This window comes from Pelorhabdus sp. sgz311001, from assembly GCF_055901755.1.
In genome coordinates this window covers 1-17,638 of the sequence record NZ_JBVXUT010000006.1, presented here as the reverse complement: position 1 = coordinate 17,638, position 17,638 = coordinate 1, and the positions used below count along the sequence as shown (strand labels likewise).

The 17,638-nt window shown below is 43.5% G+C and carries 14 protein-coding genes and 1 other annotated feature; of the genes, 10 read left to right on the top strand and 4 right to left on the bottom strand.

All coding sequences use genetic code 11. The features are described 5' to 3' along the window. Window positions 1–26: 26 nt before the first annotated feature. Window positions 27–234: a binding site (T-box leader), on the top strand. Window positions 235–282: 48 nt separating this feature from the next. The 8 genes from pheS (at window position 283) to AC0MXB_RS14670 (ending at window position 12,201) form a co-directional block, all read left to right on the top strand. After that, on the top strand, window positions 283–1,305 hold the full coding sequence (gene pheS / locus AC0MXB_RS14705; protein ID WP_474040480.1) for a phenylalanine--tRNA ligase subunit alpha: 1,023 nt from the start codon (window positions 283–285) through the stop codon (window positions 1,303–1,305). Between the two features lie 23 nt (window positions 1,306–1,328). Further along, complete coding sequence (gene pheT / locus AC0MXB_RS14700) at window positions 1,329–3,785, top strand: phenylalanine--tRNA ligase subunit beta (protein ID WP_474040479.1); 2,457 nt, start codon at window positions 1,329–1,331, stop codon at window positions 3,783–3,785. 156 nt (window positions 3,786–3,941) lie between these two features. Then, window positions 3,942–5,342, top strand: a complete 1,401-nt coding sequence (locus tag AC0MXB_RS14695; protein WP_474040478.1) for an amino acid permease — start codon at window positions 3,942–3,944, stop codon at window positions 5,340–5,342. 124 nt (window positions 5,343–5,466) lie between these two features. After that, complete coding sequence (locus tag AC0MXB_RS14690) at window positions 5,467–5,721, top strand: cell division protein ZapA (RefSeq protein WP_474040477.1); 255 nt, start codon at window positions 5,467–5,469, stop codon at window positions 5,719–5,721. A 55-nt stretch (window positions 5,722–5,776) separates the two neighbouring features. Next, on the top strand, window positions 5,777–6,388 hold the full coding sequence (locus AC0MXB_RS14685) for a DUF421 domain-containing protein (protein WP_474040476.1): 612 nt from the start codon (window positions 5,777–5,779) through the stop codon (window positions 6,386–6,388). Between the two features lie 39 nt (window positions 6,389–6,427). Next, window positions 6,428–7,342: a metalloenzyme gene (locus AC0MXB_RS14680; RefSeq protein ID WP_474040475.1), complete on the top strand. Its 915-nt coding sequence runs from the start codon at window positions 6,428–6,430 to the stop codon at window positions 7,340–7,342. Next, entirely contained in the window at window positions 7,335–9,827 is a 2,493-nt protein-coding gene (locus tag AC0MXB_RS14675) for a U32 family peptidase (RefSeq protein WP_474040474.1), read from the top strand. Before AC0MXB_RS14680 ends, AC0MXB_RS14675 begins: the two co-directional genes overlap by 8 nt. Before the next feature lie 10 nt (window positions 9,828–9,837). Beyond that, window positions 9,838–12,201 (top strand): endonuclease MutS2, encoded by a 2,364-nt coding sequence (locus tag AC0MXB_RS14670; protein ID WP_474040473.1) that lies wholly within the window; start codon window positions 9,838–9,840, stop codon window positions 12,199–12,201. A gap of 76 nt (window positions 12,202–12,277) precedes the next feature. Here the strand turns inward: AC0MXB_RS14670 and AC0MXB_RS14665 are convergent, their stop codons facing one another. Both AC0MXB_RS14665 and AC0MXB_RS14660 read right to left on the bottom strand, forming a co-directional pair. Then, complete coding sequence (locus tag AC0MXB_RS14665; protein WP_474040472.1) at window positions 12,278–12,784, bottom strand: hypothetical protein; 507 nt, start codon at window positions 12,782–12,784, stop codon at window positions 12,278–12,280. Between the two features lie 14 nt (window positions 12,785–12,798). Next, entirely contained in the window at window positions 12,799–13,119 is a 321-nt protein-coding gene (locus tag AC0MXB_RS14660; protein WP_474040471.1) for a YbaB/EbfC family nucleoid-associated protein, read from the bottom strand. A 160-nt stretch (window positions 13,120–13,279) separates the two neighbouring features. On the opposite strand from AC0MXB_RS14660, the gene AC0MXB_RS14655 reads away from it, so the two are divergent. Further along, on the top strand, window positions 13,280–13,648 hold the full coding sequence (locus AC0MXB_RS14655) for a hypothetical protein (protein ID WP_474040470.1): 369 nt from the start codon (window positions 13,280–13,282) through the stop codon (window positions 13,646–13,648). Window positions 13,649–13,917: 269 nt separating this feature from the next. On the opposite strand, the gene AC0MXB_RS14650 is transcribed toward AC0MXB_RS14655, so the two are convergent. Together AC0MXB_RS14650 and AC0MXB_RS14645 are read right to left on the bottom strand one after the other, a co-directional pair. Then, window positions 13,918–16,029, bottom strand: a complete 2,112-nt coding sequence (locus tag AC0MXB_RS14650) for a transglycosylase domain-containing protein (protein WP_474040469.1) — start codon at window positions 16,027–16,029, stop codon at window positions 13,918–13,920. Between the two features lie 157 nt (window positions 16,030–16,186). Beyond that, a complete protein-coding gene (locus AC0MXB_RS14645) occupies window positions 16,187–16,495 on the bottom strand; it encodes a hypothetical protein (protein WP_474040468.1) in 309 nt (102 codons plus the stop codon). Window positions 16,496–16,679: 184 nt separating this feature from the next. On the opposite strand from AC0MXB_RS14645, the gene yunB reads away from it, so the two are divergent. After that, window positions 16,680–17,393 carry a sporulation protein YunB gene (gene yunB / locus AC0MXB_RS14640; RefSeq protein WP_474040467.1) on the top strand — a complete coding sequence of 238 codons (714 nt, stop codon included), beginning with the start codon at window positions 16,680–16,682 and terminating at the stop codon, window positions 17,391–17,393. Window positions 17,394–17,638 lie beyond the last annotated feature (245 nt).

Genomic DNA, 17,638 nt, shown 5'->3' with positions numbered 1-17,638 from the left:
TATCGAAAAATGCGGCTTCAATAGTTTTATATGCGATGATAAAGAGAGTAGGAAGCTTGTGCTTGTACAGGGAGGAATTTGCCGTAGATTGAAAGCAATTCTCAAGCAGGCTGTCTGAAGTTCACTTTGGAGCATTTTGGCTGAACTGAGATTAGGCCAGACGCGGTTTCGGCGTTATTGAAAGCAAAGAGGTAATTTGGGTGGTACCGCGGAAGTCAGACTTTCGCCCCTTGGTGGGGTGAAGGCTTTTTTTTTACCCTAATTTATTTTTGGAGGTATTATATGGAACAGCAATTGCAAAATTTGCGACAAGAGGCTTTAGCAGCGATTCATGCTGCGGATAGTCTCGAATTGTTGCAGGATCTACGTGTGAAATACTTAGGGAAAAAGGGCAGTCTTACATCAATGTTGCGCGGCCTTGGCTCTTTAAGTGCTGAATTGCGGCCGAAGATGGGACAAGTCGTCAATGAGATTCGCACCGAATTAGAAGGAATTCTCGATCAAAAAACAGCCGAATTGAAGAATGCGGCGCTGGCAGCGCGGCTGACCTCAGAAAAGATTGATGTAACACTGCCAGGGCGCAAGGCGCTACAAGGGCATTTACATCCATTAACGCTTACGCTTACGCGGATTAAAGATATTTTCATGAAAATGGGCTTTCAAATTGCTGAGGGGCCAGAAGTCGAGCAGGATTATTATAATTTTGAAATGCTCAATTTTCCTAAGGAACACCCAGCACGGGACATGCAAGATTCTTTTTATATAACCGAAAGTATTTTGCTGCGGACTCACACTTCACCAGTACAAGCCCGCACGCTGCAATCGAAGGAACCGAATTCGCCAGTGCGGATTATTGCTCCAGGCAAAGTATATCGCAGTGACTATGATGCGACTCATTCGCCCATGTTCCATCAGGTAGAAGGGCTTGTTGTTGATAAAAATATCCGGTTCTCTGATTTAAAAGGAACCTTAGAGCTCTTTATTCATGAGATTTTTGGTAATTCTGTAGCTGTACGGTTTCGTCCCAGCTTTTTTCCGTTTACCGAACCTAGTGCTGAGGTAGATATTTCTTGTGTAATGTGCGGCGGCAAGGGCTGTCGGGTATGCTCGGGAACGGGCTGGCTAGAAATCCTAGGATCAGGTATGGTTCATCCTAATGTACTTACATTAAATAATTATGATCTGGCTGTAGTCAGTGGTTTTGCCTTTGGCATGGGTGTAGAACGAATTGCCATGCTTTTGTATGGAATTGACGATATGAGACTCTTCTTTGAAAATGATGTGCGCTTTTTAGGACAGTATTAAGAGAAAGTAACAGGAGGAAGATTATGCAGGCTTCGATTAAATGGCTTAAAGAATATGTCGATTTTACGGTTGATCCTGATGTGCTAGGAGAACAGCTTACTATGGCGGGAATTCCGGTAGAAGCAGTTCAACACTTAGGAGAGAATCTTACAAACGTAGTAACAGGCAAGGTACTTGATATTTATCCTCATCCTGACGCCGATAAGCTCAGTATTTGTAAAATAGATGTAAAAACTGAGATTCTTACTATTATCACAGGCGCTAAAAACGTAACAAAAGGCGCAGTAGTTCCCGTAGCAAAAATTGGGGCAAAATTGCCTACTGGTATGAAAATCAAAGAAAGTAAGCTTCGTGGGCTGCCTTCTTACGGCATGCTTTGTTCAGCCAAAGAGATGGCTCTTGATGAAAAGACGCTGTTGCCCGAAGAAAAAGATGGAATCTTTCTGTTAAGTGCTGATACGCCTATTGGGGAAGACATTCACACAGTCTTAGGCCTTGATGATGTGATTTTGGAATTTGAATTAACACCGAACCGGGCTGATTGTTTCAGCATGATTGGCTTAGCCAGAGAGATTGCTGTACTTACGGGCGGCACGTTGAAAAAGCCGTTGTTAAATGTAAAAGAAACTGGGGAAGGGAAGGCCAGTGATAAAATTTCGATTTCGATTGCTGACCCGTCGCTGTGCGCCCGTTTTGCTGCTAGGGTTCTGGAAGACGTAAAAGTTGGCCCGTCGCCAGAATGGCTCAAAATGCGCCTTCGTTCCGCCGGCATTCGTTCCATCAACAATATTGTTGATGTCACAAATTTTGTCATGTTGGAATTTGGCCAGCCTATGCATGCCTATGACCATGCTATGCTATCGAAACAGCAGATTACAGTACGTTTGGCAAACCAGGGTGAAACGATTACGACTCTTGATGATACGAAACGAGAATTAACGGATGAAATGATTGTTATTGCCGATGCCCTGCAGCCTGTAGGCGTTGCTGGTGTTATGGGTGGATTACTGAGTGAAGTGACGAATCAGAGCCGTACAATTGTGCTGGAAGCAGCCGCGTTTCATAGTGCTAGAATTCGTAAGACAGCTAGAAAACTGGGACTTCGTTCCGAAGCATCAGGTCGTTTTGAACGAGGGGTTGATGTAAGCGCTGTTACGGCGGCACTCGACCGGGCGGCTCAGCTTCTTGTTGATATGGGGGCGGCTAAAGTATGTACTGGCATTGTCGATATCTACCCGAATGTTACTATGCCAAGTAAGTTTAGCTTTACAGGCAAGCAAATTAATGACTATCTTGGCACTGATTTTCTCGTAGGTGATATGGTAGATCTTTTGCAAAAGCTTGACTTTGCCGTTGTCGGTCCTGATAGTGATGGCGATATTACTGTTACGGTTCCTTCCTGGCGTTCTGATGTGACGGGGATGGCTGATATTGCCGAGGAAGTAGCACGGCTCAAGGGATACGACCAAGTTCCTGCTACGACGCCACAAGGGACTGTGGTACAAGGTGGGCAAAGCTATGAGGCTTTGATCGCAGATAAAGTAAAAAATTCGTTGACAGCGAACGGTTTCAGCGAAATTATTACTTATAGTTTCATTCATCCTGGCGCTTTTGACAAAATTGGTTTGGACGCGGCTGATCCGCTGCGAAATACGGTACCGTTATTAAATCCGATCGTGGAAGAATTCTCTGATTTACGAACTACTTTGTTGCCGAATCTTTTGGAAACCGTAGCGCGTAATGTGTCTCGCAAGAATCTTGATGTAAAGATTTTTGAGTTAGGTGCGATTTATTTGCCGCAGGCAGAACAAGATGTTTTGCCGGAAGAACCGCAGCGTTTAGCAGGGGCTCTAACGGGGAAACGACAACTTACAGCGTGGAATCAAGGAAAAGAAGAAGTCGATTTTTATGATGCCAAGGGCGTTGTTGAAACGATTTTTGCCAGTTTAGGTATTCAAGATTTTTCTTTTGAGGCAGCACAAACTGCTTCCTTTCATCCCGGAAAATGCGCCGCTGTTTTATATGCCGGAGAGATTATTGGCTATGTAGGAGAAATTCATCCTACAGTGCAACAGGCCTATGGTCTTAACCGGAAAGTCTATGTATTTGATTTGAACTTTACGGCTTTAAGTCAAGAGGATGTTATGAAAGCTTTACTGGGTATGGGTGAAGTTAAGAAATATTCTCCCTTGCCGAAATTTCCGGCTATTTCACGTGACTTGGCGCTTGTATTGCCTGAGTCTACAGAAGCAAAGAGTGTTCTTGATGTGATAGGTAAAACAAAGAGTCCTTTATTGGAAGAAGTTAGTCTTTTTGACGTATACACTGGCGAGCAAGTGGAACAGGGAGCCAAGAGCCTAGCTTTTTCCCTGGTATATCGTAGCAATGAAAGAACCCTTACTGATGCTGAGGTAGAGCCAGAATACAATAAACTTGTTGCGGCGCTTAAAGAAACCTTACAAGCGAAAACAAGAATATAGTCACAAGTGTTCATTCCTAAAACACATTTTCCTCTTTACCTTTCTATATGATTGTGTTAAACTGTTACCTGTAGCGGACGAAGCTGGCCTTTGTCCGCTCTGTCGATACGATCAAGAAGAATCAATCTGTACTTATTGGAGGTAGGGGAGACGCGTATGAACATTTTGCGGACAAAGAGTATTGACGTACTAAAAGAAGGGGCGGCGGCAAATGGGCTGAAAAAGAGCTTGACCGCTTTTGATCTTGTTCTTTTAGGTATTGGCTGTATTATTGGGACCGGTATTTTTGTACTTACCGGGGTTGCAGCGGCAAAGTACGCCGGACCAGGAATCATGCTTTCTTTTGTTTTATCGGGCCTCGCTTGTGCTTTTGCGGCTCTTGCTTATGCCGAATTGGCAGCGATTGTGCCAATTGCTGGTAGCGCCTACACCTATTCCTATGCGGCGCTTGGTGAAATTATTGCCTGGATTGTTGGTTGGAATCTGGTTCTAGAATATTCTGTTGGCTCTAGTGCTGTGGCTGCGGGATGGTCTGGTTATGTAGTAGGTCTTTTGAAGTCTGGCGGCATTGAGTTGCCGAAAGCCTTTACAGCTGTACCGGCTGATGGCGGTATCGTAAATCTGCCAGCGATGATTATTGCTATTTTTCTTAGTTTATTACTTGTGCGCGGTACGAAAGAAAGTGCAACTTTAAACAGAATTCTTGTTGGTGTGAAGCTTATTGCTGTATTCTTATTTCTTCTATTAGCCGGTCCTCATGTAAATACGGCAAACTGGTCACCCTTTATGCCTTTCGGTTTTGCTGGCGTAGCTGGTGGCGCTGCTATTATTTTCTTTGCTTATATCGGCTTTGATGCTGTAGCTACAGCAGCAGAAGAATGTAAGAATCCGAATCGTGATCTGCCAATTGGAATTATTGGTTCTTTAATTGTTTGCACCGTGCTTTACATTGCGGTAGCGGCAGTTTTAACAGGTGTTGTTCCTTATAGTGAACTTAATAATGCAGAGCCTGTTGCCTATGCACTACGCGCAATTGGCTATAATTTGGGATCTGCTTTAGTGGGAACTGGCGCAATCTGTGGGATTACTACAGTATTGTTAGTTTTGATGTATGGACAGACGCGCGTTTTCTTCGCGATGTCACGTGACGGTTTAATTCCTGCTTCCATTTGCAAAGTTCATCCTAAATATGGTACGCCTCATATCATTACCATGGTTGCCGGTGTCGTCGTTGCTTTGATTGCTGGCTTTACGCCAATCGGTATTATTGCTGAGCTTACCAATATCGGCACTCTCTTTGCCTTTGTTGTTGCCGCTATCGGTGTGTGGGTATTGCGGCATGTACGGCCTGATTTAGAGCGTCCTTTCCGTTGCCCAGCTGTTTCGATTGTGGCTCCATTAGCTGTTTTCTCCTGCGGTTATTTAATGTATAATTTGCCGGCGGAGACTTGGGAACGGTTCTTTATCTGGAGCGCCATTGGCTTTGTCGTATATTTTGGCTATAGCTATCGTAACAGTACTTTAAATAAGGGTGCTATAGCGACGAATGAAGAGTAAGTTGAGAAAAAGTGGGGAGCGGCATTTTGCTGGCTCCTCTTTTTTTCCTTGAAAACGGGGGCAGGAAAAGGCTTTTTCCTAGTCGAATATACTTTAGAATATTTGTTACAATAAGGGTGAGTATATGGACGGAAAAACAAATAAAACGTCTGTTCTATTATTAGGGCGGGCTTATCACATTAAAGGCGATATCGATCCGACTAGACTAAAAATGATTACAGAAATGCTTGATGATCGCATGCGTAAACTGGCCCAGAGCAATTATCGTCTTTCGACTGAAATGGTAGCTGTTTTAACAGCGCTAAATACGCTTGATGAATATTTGCGTTTAAAGGAAGATTATGAAGAGCTTATGGAACTGATCAAAGAAGACCGTTAAAGACTCGCATAGCTTTGTCATAGCAGGGAATACTAATTCCGACAGGAGTGGTAGCATGGACTATGATGAACTTGGAGTGTATTTTCTGCGGATCGTAATTCTCTTTACTTGTTCTTTGATTGTAGTACGGCTTATGGGAAATCGTGCTGTTGGCCAATTGTCTCCCTTTGATTTTGTCATTATGGTTGGAATCGGCGATATGCTTACAACTATTGCGATGGAGACGAATAAAAGTGTTTTGGCTGGAATTGAAGGTTTGGTGTCTTTTTTGCTCTTGCAACAACTTCTAGCACGGCTTGCTTTAAAGAGCAAGCGGCTGCGGAAATGGTTTGAAGGAGCTCCTGTTGTTCTTATTGACAAAGGGAAGATTCAACAAGCGAATTTAGTGAAAACGCAATTTAACTATGATGATCTTCGCCAGGAACTTCATAAGCAAGGAATGGATTTTACGAATCTACCTGTAATTAAGACGGCAAGAATTGAAAGTTGTGGCACTTTTAGTGTGATTAAAGATCCTGAGTGTGAGCCGCTAACGAAGCGAGATTTAGAAGTGTACTTGCAAAATATTATGGAAAACCCACTTAGCCCATTTGGCGCTAAGTGGAGGAAATTTGAAAACACGCTAGATGAAGTCCATGATTTTGTGACAAAGAAGGGGGCGCACTAAAAGTGGGCTCTCTCTTTCTATAGAAAAGAGGGGATGTTAGTGAAGCTCTTATTTTTATTTATTGATGGGCTGGGATTAGGTAAGAGCGATCCAGCGATAAATCCTCTGGTTCGGTTTGCTCCTAGCTTTTTTTCTGCTTGGTTGAAGCAGCCCTTAACGGAGGAACTGCGGCCTATTATTAATGATACAGTTTGTTTACTGCCGCTTGATGCTACGTTGGGAGTAGCAGGTTTGCCGCAAAGCGCTACAGGTCAAACAACTTTATTTACCGGTATTAATGCCGCTAAAGCTATCGGTCATCATGTGCAAGCCTTTCCGGGGCCACAGCTTAAAAAGCTAATTTTTGCCGAAGGGCTGTTAGCTAAACTCGTTCAAGCCGGTTATCGAGTGAAGGGGGCAAATGCTTATCTTTCTAATTATGAAAATTTAATTGCCAGCCGAAAATATCGACATTCTGCAACGACTTTGACGCTGCTAGGCGCTGGATTGCCGCTGGCATCCGTTGAGGAACTGAGACAAGGAAAAGCCGTATATCAAGATATAACGAATGAAATGGCAGCTGCCTTAGAATCGGATGTCCCTATTATATCGCCTTGTCAGGCTGGGAGAAATTTGGCGCAGATTACGCAGCAGCATCATTTTACACTTTATGAATATTTTCAAACAGATCGTTATGGTCATAAACAAGATTGGCAGATGGCTGAGAAAATAGTAAGATATATAGATGAACTATTATGGGGATTTTGGCGAGAAGCGGCAGGCGATTGTACCCTGTTGCTTGTCAGTGACCACGGAAACTTTGAAGATTTGTCGGTGAAAACCCATACAATAAACAAGGTTCCTTTGCTGCTTATGGGGCCTGCCAGCCGAAAGCTGGCAGAACAGATAACTGATTTTTCGTCAGTGGCACAGGCAATTTTTTCTGTAATGCAAGGAGAGAGAGAAAATGGTTGAATTATTAGCTCCTGTAGGGAGTTGGGAAGCTTTAGTCGCTGCCGTAGAAAGCGGCGCGCAAGCGGTGTATTTAGGTGGAAAAATGTTTGGCGCTCGTCATTATGCACCGAACTTTGATGAAGAAGAAATGCGATCAGCTGTACGCTATGCTCATTTACGCGGTGTAGCTGTGCATGTTACTGTGAATATTTTGATTGATACAGGTGAATTAGAAGAATTGGCCGATTACTTGCGTATGCTTTATGAGGTTGGGGTTGATGCAATTATCGTACAAGATCTTGCTGTAGCAAGGATCGCTAAGGAAGTTGTCCCTCATTTAGCGCTGCATGGTAGTACGCAAATGACAGTTCACAATTTAGCGGGTGTTGAGTTTCTAGCAAGCAATGGTTTTTCCCGCGTCGTTTTATCCCGTGAAGTTTCGCTAGAGGACATTCGGTATATTTGTAAGCATAGTCCGGTTGAAATCGAAACTTTTATTCATGGCGCTTTATGTGTCTGTTATTCCGGTCAATGTCTCATGAGCAGCCTCATCGGCGGGCGCAGCGGCAATCGCGGCAAATGTGCCCAGCCTTGTCGACTCCCCTATGAACTTGTTGATGCTAATGGGCAAAATGTGTTAGCCGGAAAAGATGCTGGCGAGTATTTATTAAGTCCTAAGGATTTAAATACATTAGAGTTATTACCAGAGCTCATTGATGCTGGCGTAGCCTCATTTAAAATTGAAGGCCGTATGAAACGGCCGGAGTATGTAGCGGTTGTTGTTGATACGTATCGACGGGCCATTGACAGCGTCATTGCGGGACAAAATTACTCCGCTGGGGAAGAAGAGCAACGTGAATTGGCTCAGGTTTTTAACCGTGATTTTACGACGGCTTATCTAAAAAAGAAGCTCGGAAGAACCATGATGAGCGACCGTCGGCCGAATAATAGAGGAACGAGAGCGGGGCGTGTCGTCGAATATGATAGGAGTCAGCAAGAGGCGTTGATTCAGCTTGATGAGAGACTGACCATGGGCGATGTTCTTGACGTATGGGTAAAAGTTGGCGGTAGGGTGAATGTAACGGTAGACAAGATTATTTTAGACGGACAAGCTGTCGAAGCAGCGCCGGCTAAGTCACTTGTAACGATCAATATGCCTGCCACGGTTCGCAGCAGCGACCGGATTTTCAAAACTTTTGACGTCAAATTAATGGAGCGAGCGAGAGCCTTTTTTGCCAAACCAGAGGCTTTGCCGAAAAAAGCTCTTTATGGAACGGTACGGGCTGCAGTGGGAGAACCGCTAAAGATCATGCTAACAGATGAAGATGGCTATAGCGGGGAAGCTGTAACAAACTTTATCGGCCAAGCGGCACGCAATCGTCCCTTAACGGAGGAGACGATTTTTAAACAAGTGGAACGTCTTGGTAATACCATGTTTTCGCTACAGGAACTGACTTGTGATATTCAAGGCGAAGTAATGGTTCCTGTCAGTGAAATCAATGAAGCTAGGCGAAAAGCCATTGAAGCGTTAGAACAAGAACGGCTAAATGTATTTCAACGAGAACCGCTTGCAGCAGCCGTGAAAAGTGTTCCGTCGCTCTATTTACCAGCGCAACCAAGCAAGAAAAAGATCCCACTATTAACGGTCAATGTAGATCGTGTGGCGAAGGTAAAAGCAGCTCTGGCTGGGGGCGCTGATCATATTCTCTTTGGCGGCGAGTGTTACGGACATCAAGGCCTAACCGCCGATGACTATCGTTCGGCCATCAAGCTTGTTCGCGAAGCCGGTAAGAAAATTACCTTTAATACGCCGCGGATTATCAAAGAGTGGCAGATCGCTGCTTTTAAAGCACAGTTGTTCTTATTTGATGACTTGGCTCCCGATGCTGTCGCTGTTAATAATCTCGGAACAGTAGAGCTGCTACGGCCTCATAAATTTAGTCTTATGGCTGATTATGGGTTAAATGTATTTAATAAATTGTCACTTGATTTTTGGCAAAGTCAAGGTATTGAAGTCGTCACTTTATCGCCGGAACTTAGCTTTAGCCAGATTGAGAAGTTAGCCAGACAAAAAGCAACAGCTATCGAATGTCTGGTTTATGGTCCTTTGGAAATGATGGTTTCCGAGTATTGCGTAATTGGCAGCTTTTTGGGCGGCTTAGGCAAAGAACAATGCCGTCAAGCCTGCTTAAATGGAAAGTATTATTTAAAGGATCGCATGAATGCTCTGTTTCCGGTAGAAACAGATCAATTTTGCCGAATGCATGTTTTAAATTCAAAAGAACTCAGTATGTTGCCTCACTTGCCGCAGTTTACTTTTGCTGGTGTGGATCGTGTGCGGCTTGAAGCGAAGAACTTAGCGCCAGATGCGATAGAAAAAATTACGAAACTCTATCGGCAGGTCTTAGACCAAGGCGAAAATCACCCTGCTTTTCTTAATGGGCAGATAGAATCACTCGAACCGAAAGAATTTACACGGGGGCATTATTTTAGAGGTGTCTTGTAAGGAGTGTCATATGAATCAAGATATATTACGAATTTTGGAGTTTCCTAAAATTCAGGCCATGCTGCTGCAGAGAACACATTTTTCCTGGGGAAAAGAATTGGCGCAGCAGACTTTGCCAGCTTTTGATTTTGCAACAGTTGAGGAACGGCTTAACGAAACCGAGGAAGCACGAACGATCATAGTAAGCGAACCATCGGTGCCTTTTGGGGGAATTCTAGATATTCGCAGCGCCGTTCGGCGAGCGGGATTGGGCTCGGTACTTGATCCAGAAGAAATTATGGCTGTAGGCAATACTTTATCAGGGTTACGTCGTCTAAAAGCCTTTTTGGAACGGCTTGAGCTGCCAGTGAAGGCATTGCTTACCTACCGTGATGAACTCATTCCCTTGCGGCCGCTTGAACAGAAAATTGAAGCCGTTCTTGATGAGCAGGCGAGAATTCGGGATGAAGCTAGCAGTGAACTGAGTCGAATTCGCCGCGAAATGCGGGCAAGGCAAAGTCAGGTGAAAAGTCGCCTTGATGCTATTTTGCGTTCCGCTGAATACCAAAAATATTTTCAGGACGCCATTGTTACTGTCAGGGGAGATCGTTATGTAATTCCAGTAAAACAGGAATATCGTCATCATTTCCCCGGGATTGTTCATGATCAGTCAGGTAGCGGTGCTACCGTATTTATTGAGCCCATGGCGCTTGTGACGATTAATAATGAAATCAAACAGCTCTTAGCTGCTGAAAAGCATGAGATCGAACGGATTTTAACACTATTATCAGGCGAGATCGGGCGCTATAGTGATTCGATTTATCAGAGCGCTCAAGCCGCAGCCGCTCTTGACGCGATTTTTGCGAGAGCGTTGTTAAGTCTTGATATGAAGGCCTATCGACCACAATTAAATAGCGAAGGCTATATTAATTTGGTCAATGCCCGTCATCCTTTAATTGATGGCGATAGTGTTGTGCCAATCAGCGTGCGGTTAGGTCAGGAATTCCAAACGCTGTTAATTACAGGGCCTAATACTGGCGGGAAGACGGTTACCTTAAAATTAGTCGGACTATTTGCTTTGATGACGCAAGCCGGTCTTTTTATTCCGGCTATGGCCGAATCAGCTATGCCGGTTTTTCCGCAAATCTTTGTTGACATTGGCGATGAACAAAGTATTGAACAAAGTCTAAGTACTTTTTCCGGGCATATGACTCATTTAGTTAAGATTCTTGATGAGGTAAGGCCAGGCGATCTTGTTTTAATTGATGAAATTGGTGCAGGCACAGACCCTGATGAAGGTGCTGCTTTGGCCATGTCGATATTAGAGCGACTTCATAAGCTTGACTGCCGGACTATTGTTACGACTCATTATAGTGAATTGAAAACGTTTGCTTTTTCCCGCGAGGGAATTGAAAATGCTAGTGTAGAGTTCGATATTGAGACGCTTAGGCCGACTTATCGATTGATTATTGGGCGGGCTGGAAGCTCTAACGCTTTTGCAATTTCCGCCAGACTGGGCTTAAGTGACGTTTTAATTGACCGGGCTAAAGCGCTTATTACGCAGAGCCATGCTGACTTTGAGTCTGTTTTGGCCAAGCTTGAGCAAAAAACAGTAGAATATGAGCAGCGAAATGAAGAATTGGCTGCGTTAGAACGGGAGATTAATACTTTAAAGCATACGCTGGATCAAGAGCGGACAGCTTTGGCAGTACGTCGCAAAGATACGCTCGATAAGAGTAAGAAAGAAGCGGCAGCTATTTTACGGCAAGCCCGTCGTACTGCTGAGGAAGTAATTGAAGAAATTAAAAAGCAGTTTTCGGAAAAAGAGCAGCATGCTAGGCAGAAAAATATTCATAAGTCGCGGCAAAAGTTAGCGGAAGGATTAGGTCTCGTCAATGATTTTAGCAGTGATGAAACTGATTTGCCGCCCTTGGATTCTGCCGCTCTGGCTGTAGGGATGACTGTGAAAGTTTTATCGCTTAACCAAAAAGGTGTTATTTTAGCAATTAATGGCAATGATCTTTTACTGCAAGTAGGTATTCTCAAAATGAATGTTCCTTTGGCAGACTGTCGCATGACCAATCAACCGGCGAGAGAAAGTCGGACGCTGCGCCGCGTGAAACCCCCGAAGGTAAGTCTTGCTGTACAAGCAGCAGCACGGCAAATTGATGTGCGCGGTACTACGGTGGAAGAAGCGCAAGAGGTCATTGATAAATTTATTGATGATGCTATTATGGCTGGACTTGGTGAAGTTCTTGTCATTCATGGCAAAGGAACAGGGGCTCTGCGTAAAGGCTTGAGAGAATATTTGAAGCAGCATCCATCAGTAAAGAAAATCGATGTGGCTGAACTAAATGAAGGCGGCGATGGGGCTACTGCTGTTAAACTGAAATAAAGCGGTGGCTGATGTCGTAACAATAAAAGAATTGTTCAATAAAAAACCAGAGCGGAAATTTTCCACTCTGGTTTTTTTATTGTTCAGTGGTAGAGGCAGCAGAGTCAGATGGATTATCGGGGGCTTCTTTTTTGGCGGGCTTTTCTTCTTTTTTTGGTCGGTCTTCACTGCCGCCGAGACTATTTAAGAGACCAAAAATAGCAGCCATATTCGTAGGCGTCATTTTAGCTTTCAGTTGTGGATTACTGAGTAGCGGCAAAAGTGTGCCAAGTAGATCTGGGTTATTACCTAGTCCGGCGGCGCCGCTTGTGTTGGAAGCAGGGGAACCGCCTGATGCAGACACTGTTTTCAGTAAGTCAGTTAATGTTTTTTGTAGCGGCGCTGCTGTACTTCCCCCTGGATCTAAGAGCGGTTCTTCTTTTGCCGACAGTCTTTCGCTTTTTGCTGTGCGGCCCAATATAATACAAAGTAAGCAGGAAAGGGCTAATAGTTCTACTAAGGGGGACGAGTCTTTTGGATCGGCAGCGGCAATATCAAGGATTTTTTCAATGAGCGGCAAGAAAAAGGGGATTCCTGTCGGCATGATAAACACCTCTTTTAAAAGAGTCCGGGGATTTTAGGAATATTTAAATCGGAAGAAAGTTGACCTACAGCAGATTGACTGATTTCTCTTGATTTTTCCGCAGCATTATTGATGGTAGCGACAAGCAGATCTTGCAATAACGGTGCATTTTCCGGGCTTAAGTATTTGGGGTTTAACTCTATGGTTACGAGATCTTGCTGGCCGTTCATCGTTACGGTAAGGGCGTCGCCGCTTGTTACAACGATTCGTTCTTCTTTCAGCTTTTCTTGCACTTCATTTACGTTTTGCTGTAACTTTTTCACCATTTCCATGAGGTTACCGAACTGCTCAAACATATGATTTCCTCCTCTGAAAATGAAACTTATGGATATCTATGTATGAAAATAATCTATGCAAAAGATGTTTTTTATGTGTTGAAAAAATAGCTTTTTTGAACACTCAAATAAGTTCAGCATATATTGGATTAACAAAGAAACTGCAAGGTGGCGGATTCAGATGAAAATACGACGGCGGAGGCAGAAAAAGTTTTCCCGTGAAGACACAGCAAATCTTTTGCCTGCTCTAGTTTCAGAGACGAAGGACGCAGTTTATGAGCCGGAGCCAGTAGTTAAGCCAAAGCGTAAAGGACTTGCTCCATTTAAGTTGCTGCGTGAAGTCGTGCGTAAGCCTGATTTTTCCTATCAAGCATTTATGTTGCTTATGACCTTTGCCAATACGGATCAGATGCGAATTGATCGGCAGATTGCCGATGTGAGTACGACCATCGAGAAAGTAAAAACCGCTACTGATGTTCTTGGTTCTACGATGCGATCACTGCAGTCGGCTGCTGAGGCACCACGTAATATTCGTAAATTATTTGAATAATCTTTTTGGTTATTGCTTGGTAGGCACTCTTTATTTTTAGCGATCATAAGATATAGTGAAAATGCCTGTTATACAACGGATAGCTTTTTTAGGATTGCAGGGAAAGGAGGATAAAATTATGGCAAGAGGGTTTGGCTGTGGCGGTAATGGAATTTGGATTATCCTGATTATCCTTTTATTGTTCTTCTTCTTCGAGGATGATACGTCGGTTACTTTATAATGTATATGCAAAACAGAAAAAAAACACGCGTAAAAACGCGTGTTTTCTTTTATTCTTTTTTCGGCGCTTCTGGCCTTGCGGGCGGTGGCGGCAGATTAGGTGCAGGAACTTTTTCGGATTTTCCATTGGTGCTAGAAGAAGATTTTCCTTCCGCATTAGCATTAGGCGAGCCATTAGGATCTTTTCCCGGCGTGGTTTGTCCCGGTTTTTCCGGTTGCTTTTGTTGATTTGGATCTGTGCTTTCTTCTCGTAAGGAGCTGTCAGCGGCTAACTGTCCGTCACTGACGCCGCTCGGTCTTGGGAAATCACGGGAAGGATAGCTGGCCGCGGCTGTTGTCATAAAAGCACGCCAGATTGTTGCTGGCAAATCGCCGCCCGTAATTCCTGATAAGGTGCCGTCGTTATCCATTCCCATCCATACAGCAGCAACGAGATCAGGGGTGTAACCAACAAACCAAGCATCTTTATAGTCGCTGGTGGTACCGGTTTTACCTGCTGCTGGTCGACCAATGTTAGCGCCAGCGCCAGTACCGCTAGTGATTGCTGTTTTTAATATATCGGTGATAATGTAAGCGCTTTTTTCGTTAAGGACTACTTTTTCTTTTGGAATGTTTTCTTCAATGACTTTCCCATTGCGATCAACAATTTTCATAATAGCAATGGGCTCAGCGTGAATGCCATGATTGGCAAATACACCGTAGGCGCTAGCAATTTCTATCGGTTTAACACCACGGGTTAAACCGCCGAGAGCCATGGCCAGATTTTGATCATTTACAGAACCATTTAAAACGAGTGTTGAAATTCCTAACTGTTGAGCGTAATAGAGCGGTTTTTCTACACCGACTTGATTGGCAAGTTTTACAGTCGGTACATTGAGAGAGTGAGCAAGGGCAGCACGAAGCGTTACTGTGCCATGAAAACGTCGATCATAATTTTGTGGTGACCAGTTGCCATAGGTTACGGCCTTATCTTCGATGGTTGAACCAGCTGTCATGCCATTTTCGATGGCTGCTACATACACAAAAGGTTTAAAAGCAGAACCTGGTTGGCGCTCGGCCAAAACAGCACGATTGAATTGATCGTTGCCTCTGCCGCCAACCATAGCTTTAATATAGCCAGTTTGTGGTTCAAGGGCTACAAGAGCGCCTTGCGGCTGTTTGATGCCGGAACTATCAGTCCGATACGTTGGCAGTTTTGTCATGGCCTGCTCTGCCGCTTTTTGCATTGATAAATCCAGGGTCGTATAAATTTTCAAACCGTCTTTATAGACCGCATCAGCACCGTATTTATCAATAAGCTGTTGAATGACATAATCGACAAAATAGGGAGCTAAATCATCCACGTCATCTTGTTTTTTAGTAACAATTTTTATTTCTGTTTGACGAGCCTTGTTAGCTGTAGCTGAATCAATATATTCATACTTTATAAGCTGATCCAGTACCGTATTTTGTCTTTCTTTCGCTGCTTTCAAATTTGTAGCGGGAGAATAATAGTTTGGACTTTTCGGTATGCCAGCAAGCATGGCACATTCAGCCATGTTGAGTTCATCGACATTTTTGCCGAAATAGACCTGAGCAGCTGCTTGGACGCCGTAGGCGCCTTGGCCAAAATAAATCTGATTTAAATACAGTTCAAGAATTTCCGATTTGGTGTATTGGCGTTCGATTTGTAGAGCCAATACAGCTTCTTGAATTTTTCGTTTTAAAGTCTGCTCCTGCGTGAGCAAGGCATTTTTGGCGAGCTGCTGGGTAATTGTGCTGCCGCCTTCTGCAACGGCATGATTGGTTAAATTGGCCCAAACTGCTCGCAAAATTCCGCGCGGATCAATGCCGATATGGTTATAAAAACGGGCATCTTCTGCGGCAATGAAGGAGTTTTGCAAATCCTTCGGAATTTTGCTTAAAGGTACGGGAATTCGGTTTTCTACGGAACGAGTTGTTGCAATTAATTTACCGTGGGCATCAAAGATTTGTGACGAGGCTGGTGGGCGCATCTCATGTTTGAGATCAGGCATAGAATTAATGCTTGCTGTAAGAAAGCCGAGACCGGCGCCTGCCAGCATAACAACGAAGACAATAATGCCAATAATGAAATATTTTGGTTTATAGTTTTTCTTTCGGCGTGTATCCGAACGGGAACCGCCGTTTTGGCCAGTACTCATGTGTTTCCTCCTAATTTGCCAATCTGTAAGATATTATATCATAAAAAATAGCAGGGAGACATAAATAGAAGGGAATTTCCTCTTTCCGAAAAACGGCAAAAAAAGAAGCAGTGTTTAGCTGCTTCGTCTAAAGGGACAAAATGAATCGCTTGTTTTATCAAGTGGGAGGCGGTCCGTAATTTCTTATTTGTTCCTTACTGAGAGAAGCTTCCGGCACAACAGGCGCCATTTGCGATTCGGCGGCAGTAATTAGTTCGCTTCGCGATAGATAGATATTTTCATTGGACTTCGAGGCTTGTGATAAAGTTGTAAGCTGGGAACTTTGTTGCTGTTCTTTGTTATGGTGAGGCCCAGTGGCGTTGTTTAGCGTGTTGGTATAAGCAGAAACTAACTTTTCTTGATTCGTTTTTGTTAGGCTTTGTGTTGTTTGGGGATTATTTTCTGATTTATCTGTTGTATAGTTCATAGCTTAACCTCCTTTACCAAGTATAAAACCAATTTTTCTTTCTAAAGATAGCATGACCTATTTCTATAAAAACAATCTGACAGTTTTTGTTTATAAAAAAGAACACCTTTATTGCAAATTTCCATATATATAGTAGCAAAAGGTTTTTGGATGAAAACGGGAGAAAAAATAGGAGGAAGAAAGAATGCGGTTTTCTCTTGCCAGACGCAAGCGGATTTCTTCTATTCCAGCGGTTATCTTTATTTTATTGCTATTGTCAGGCGCTACTGTGGGACTCATCGAGGTGCACTTAAAACCAACTTTGTTAGCCATTGCCGAAGCAAAAGCAACCATGATTGCAACGCAGGTGATTAATGGCGTTATTAATGACCGAACGAGTTTGAATATTGATCCGCAAAATTTGGTGCAGGTTCATTTAGACAATAAAGGACGAGTTGCGTTGATTCAACCGAATACGATTGAGTTTAACCGTTTGGCTGCTGATACAACGATTAAAGTGCAAGATGCTTTGCAAAAAATTACTGAGGAGAAAATATCTATCCCGATCGGACAGGTTTTAGGCAGCCAGCTTTTGGCTAGTATGGGACCAAAGATTACAGTTATTGTTATTCCCATGGGAACGGTTCAGGTTCAGGTTGTTGATAAATTTGAACAAGCCGGTATTAATCAAACACGTCATATGGTTTATTTGATGACTACAACACAGGTCCGGATTGTAGTACCGCTTGTAAGTAAAAGCGTGAGTGTGAATACACAAGTTCCGATTGCCGAGTATGTAGTGGTTGGCGATGTACCTGGAACATATGTACAAATTCCGCTGCCTATGTTAAGTGAGGCAGGTCTGCTTGGTTCTTCTAACTCAGGAAACTCTGCTGGCGAGGGAAGTAATGGTAAGTAGACTAAAGGACTTCTCATTTCATTCATTGCCAAGTCTCTCACTAAGTGTTGCATATATCATTGCAAATTAGATGATAAAAATATGTAATTAAAGAGGAATAAAAGTGTTGACATAAGTGAGTCTGCTGTGCTATTATATACAAGTCGCCGCTGAGCGACACGAAAACAGAAAAGAATCATCGCTTCTGAAAACGAAGGCGAAACGGTTAAAAAAGAAACTTTGAAAAAAGTGCTTGACAAACTGGT

Excerpts from the sequence above, each read along its gene's own strand:
- AC0MXB_RS14650 (WP_474040469.1), bottom strand. The coding sequence starts at position 16,029 with ATGAGTACTGGCCAAAACGGCGGTTCCCGTTCGGATACACGCCGAAAG.
- AC0MXB_RS14660 (WP_474040471.1), bottom strand. The coding sequence starts at position 13,119 with ATGTTTGAGCAGTTCGGTAACCTCATGGAAATGGTGAAAAAGTTACAG.
- AC0MXB_RS14665 (WP_474040472.1), bottom strand. The coding sequence starts at position 12,784 with ATGCCGACAGGAATCCCCTTTTTCTTGCCGCTCATTGAAAAAATCCTT.
- AC0MXB_RS14690 (WP_474040477.1), top strand. The coding sequence starts at position 5,467 with ATGGACGGAAAAACAAATAAAACGTCTGTTCTATTATTAGGGCGGGCT.
- yunB (WP_474040467.1), top strand. The coding sequence starts at position 16,680 with ATGCGGTTTTCTCTTGCCAGACGCAAGCGGATTTCTTCTATTCCAGCG.
- AC0MXB_RS14645 (WP_474040468.1), bottom strand. The coding sequence starts at position 16,495 with ATGAACTATACAACAGATAAATCAGAAAATAATCCCCAAACAACACAA.
- AC0MXB_RS14670 (WP_474040473.1), top strand. The coding sequence starts at position 9,838 with ATGAATCAAGATATATTACGAATTTTGGAGTTTCCTAAAATTCAGGCC.
- pheS (WP_474040480.1), top strand. The coding sequence starts at position 283 with ATGGAACAGCAATTGCAAAATTTGCGACAAGAGGCTTTAGCAGCGATT.
- AC0MXB_RS14675 (WP_474040474.1), top strand. The coding sequence starts at position 7,335 with ATGGTTGAATTATTAGCTCCTGTAGGGAGTTGGGAAGCTTTAGTCGCT.
- pheT (WP_474040479.1), top strand. The coding sequence starts at position 1,329 with ATGCAGGCTTCGATTAAATGGCTTAAAGAATATGTCGATTTTACGGTT.
- AC0MXB_RS14685 (WP_474040476.1), top strand. The coding sequence starts at position 5,777 with ATGGACTATGATGAACTTGGAGTGTATTTTCTGCGGATCGTAATTCTC.
- AC0MXB_RS14655 (WP_474040470.1), top strand. The coding sequence starts at position 13,280 with ATGAAAATACGACGGCGGAGGCAGAAAAAGTTTTCCCGTGAAGACACA.
- AC0MXB_RS14695 (WP_474040478.1), top strand. The coding sequence starts at position 3,942 with ATGAACATTTTGCGGACAAAGAGTATTGACGTACTAAAAGAAGGGGCG.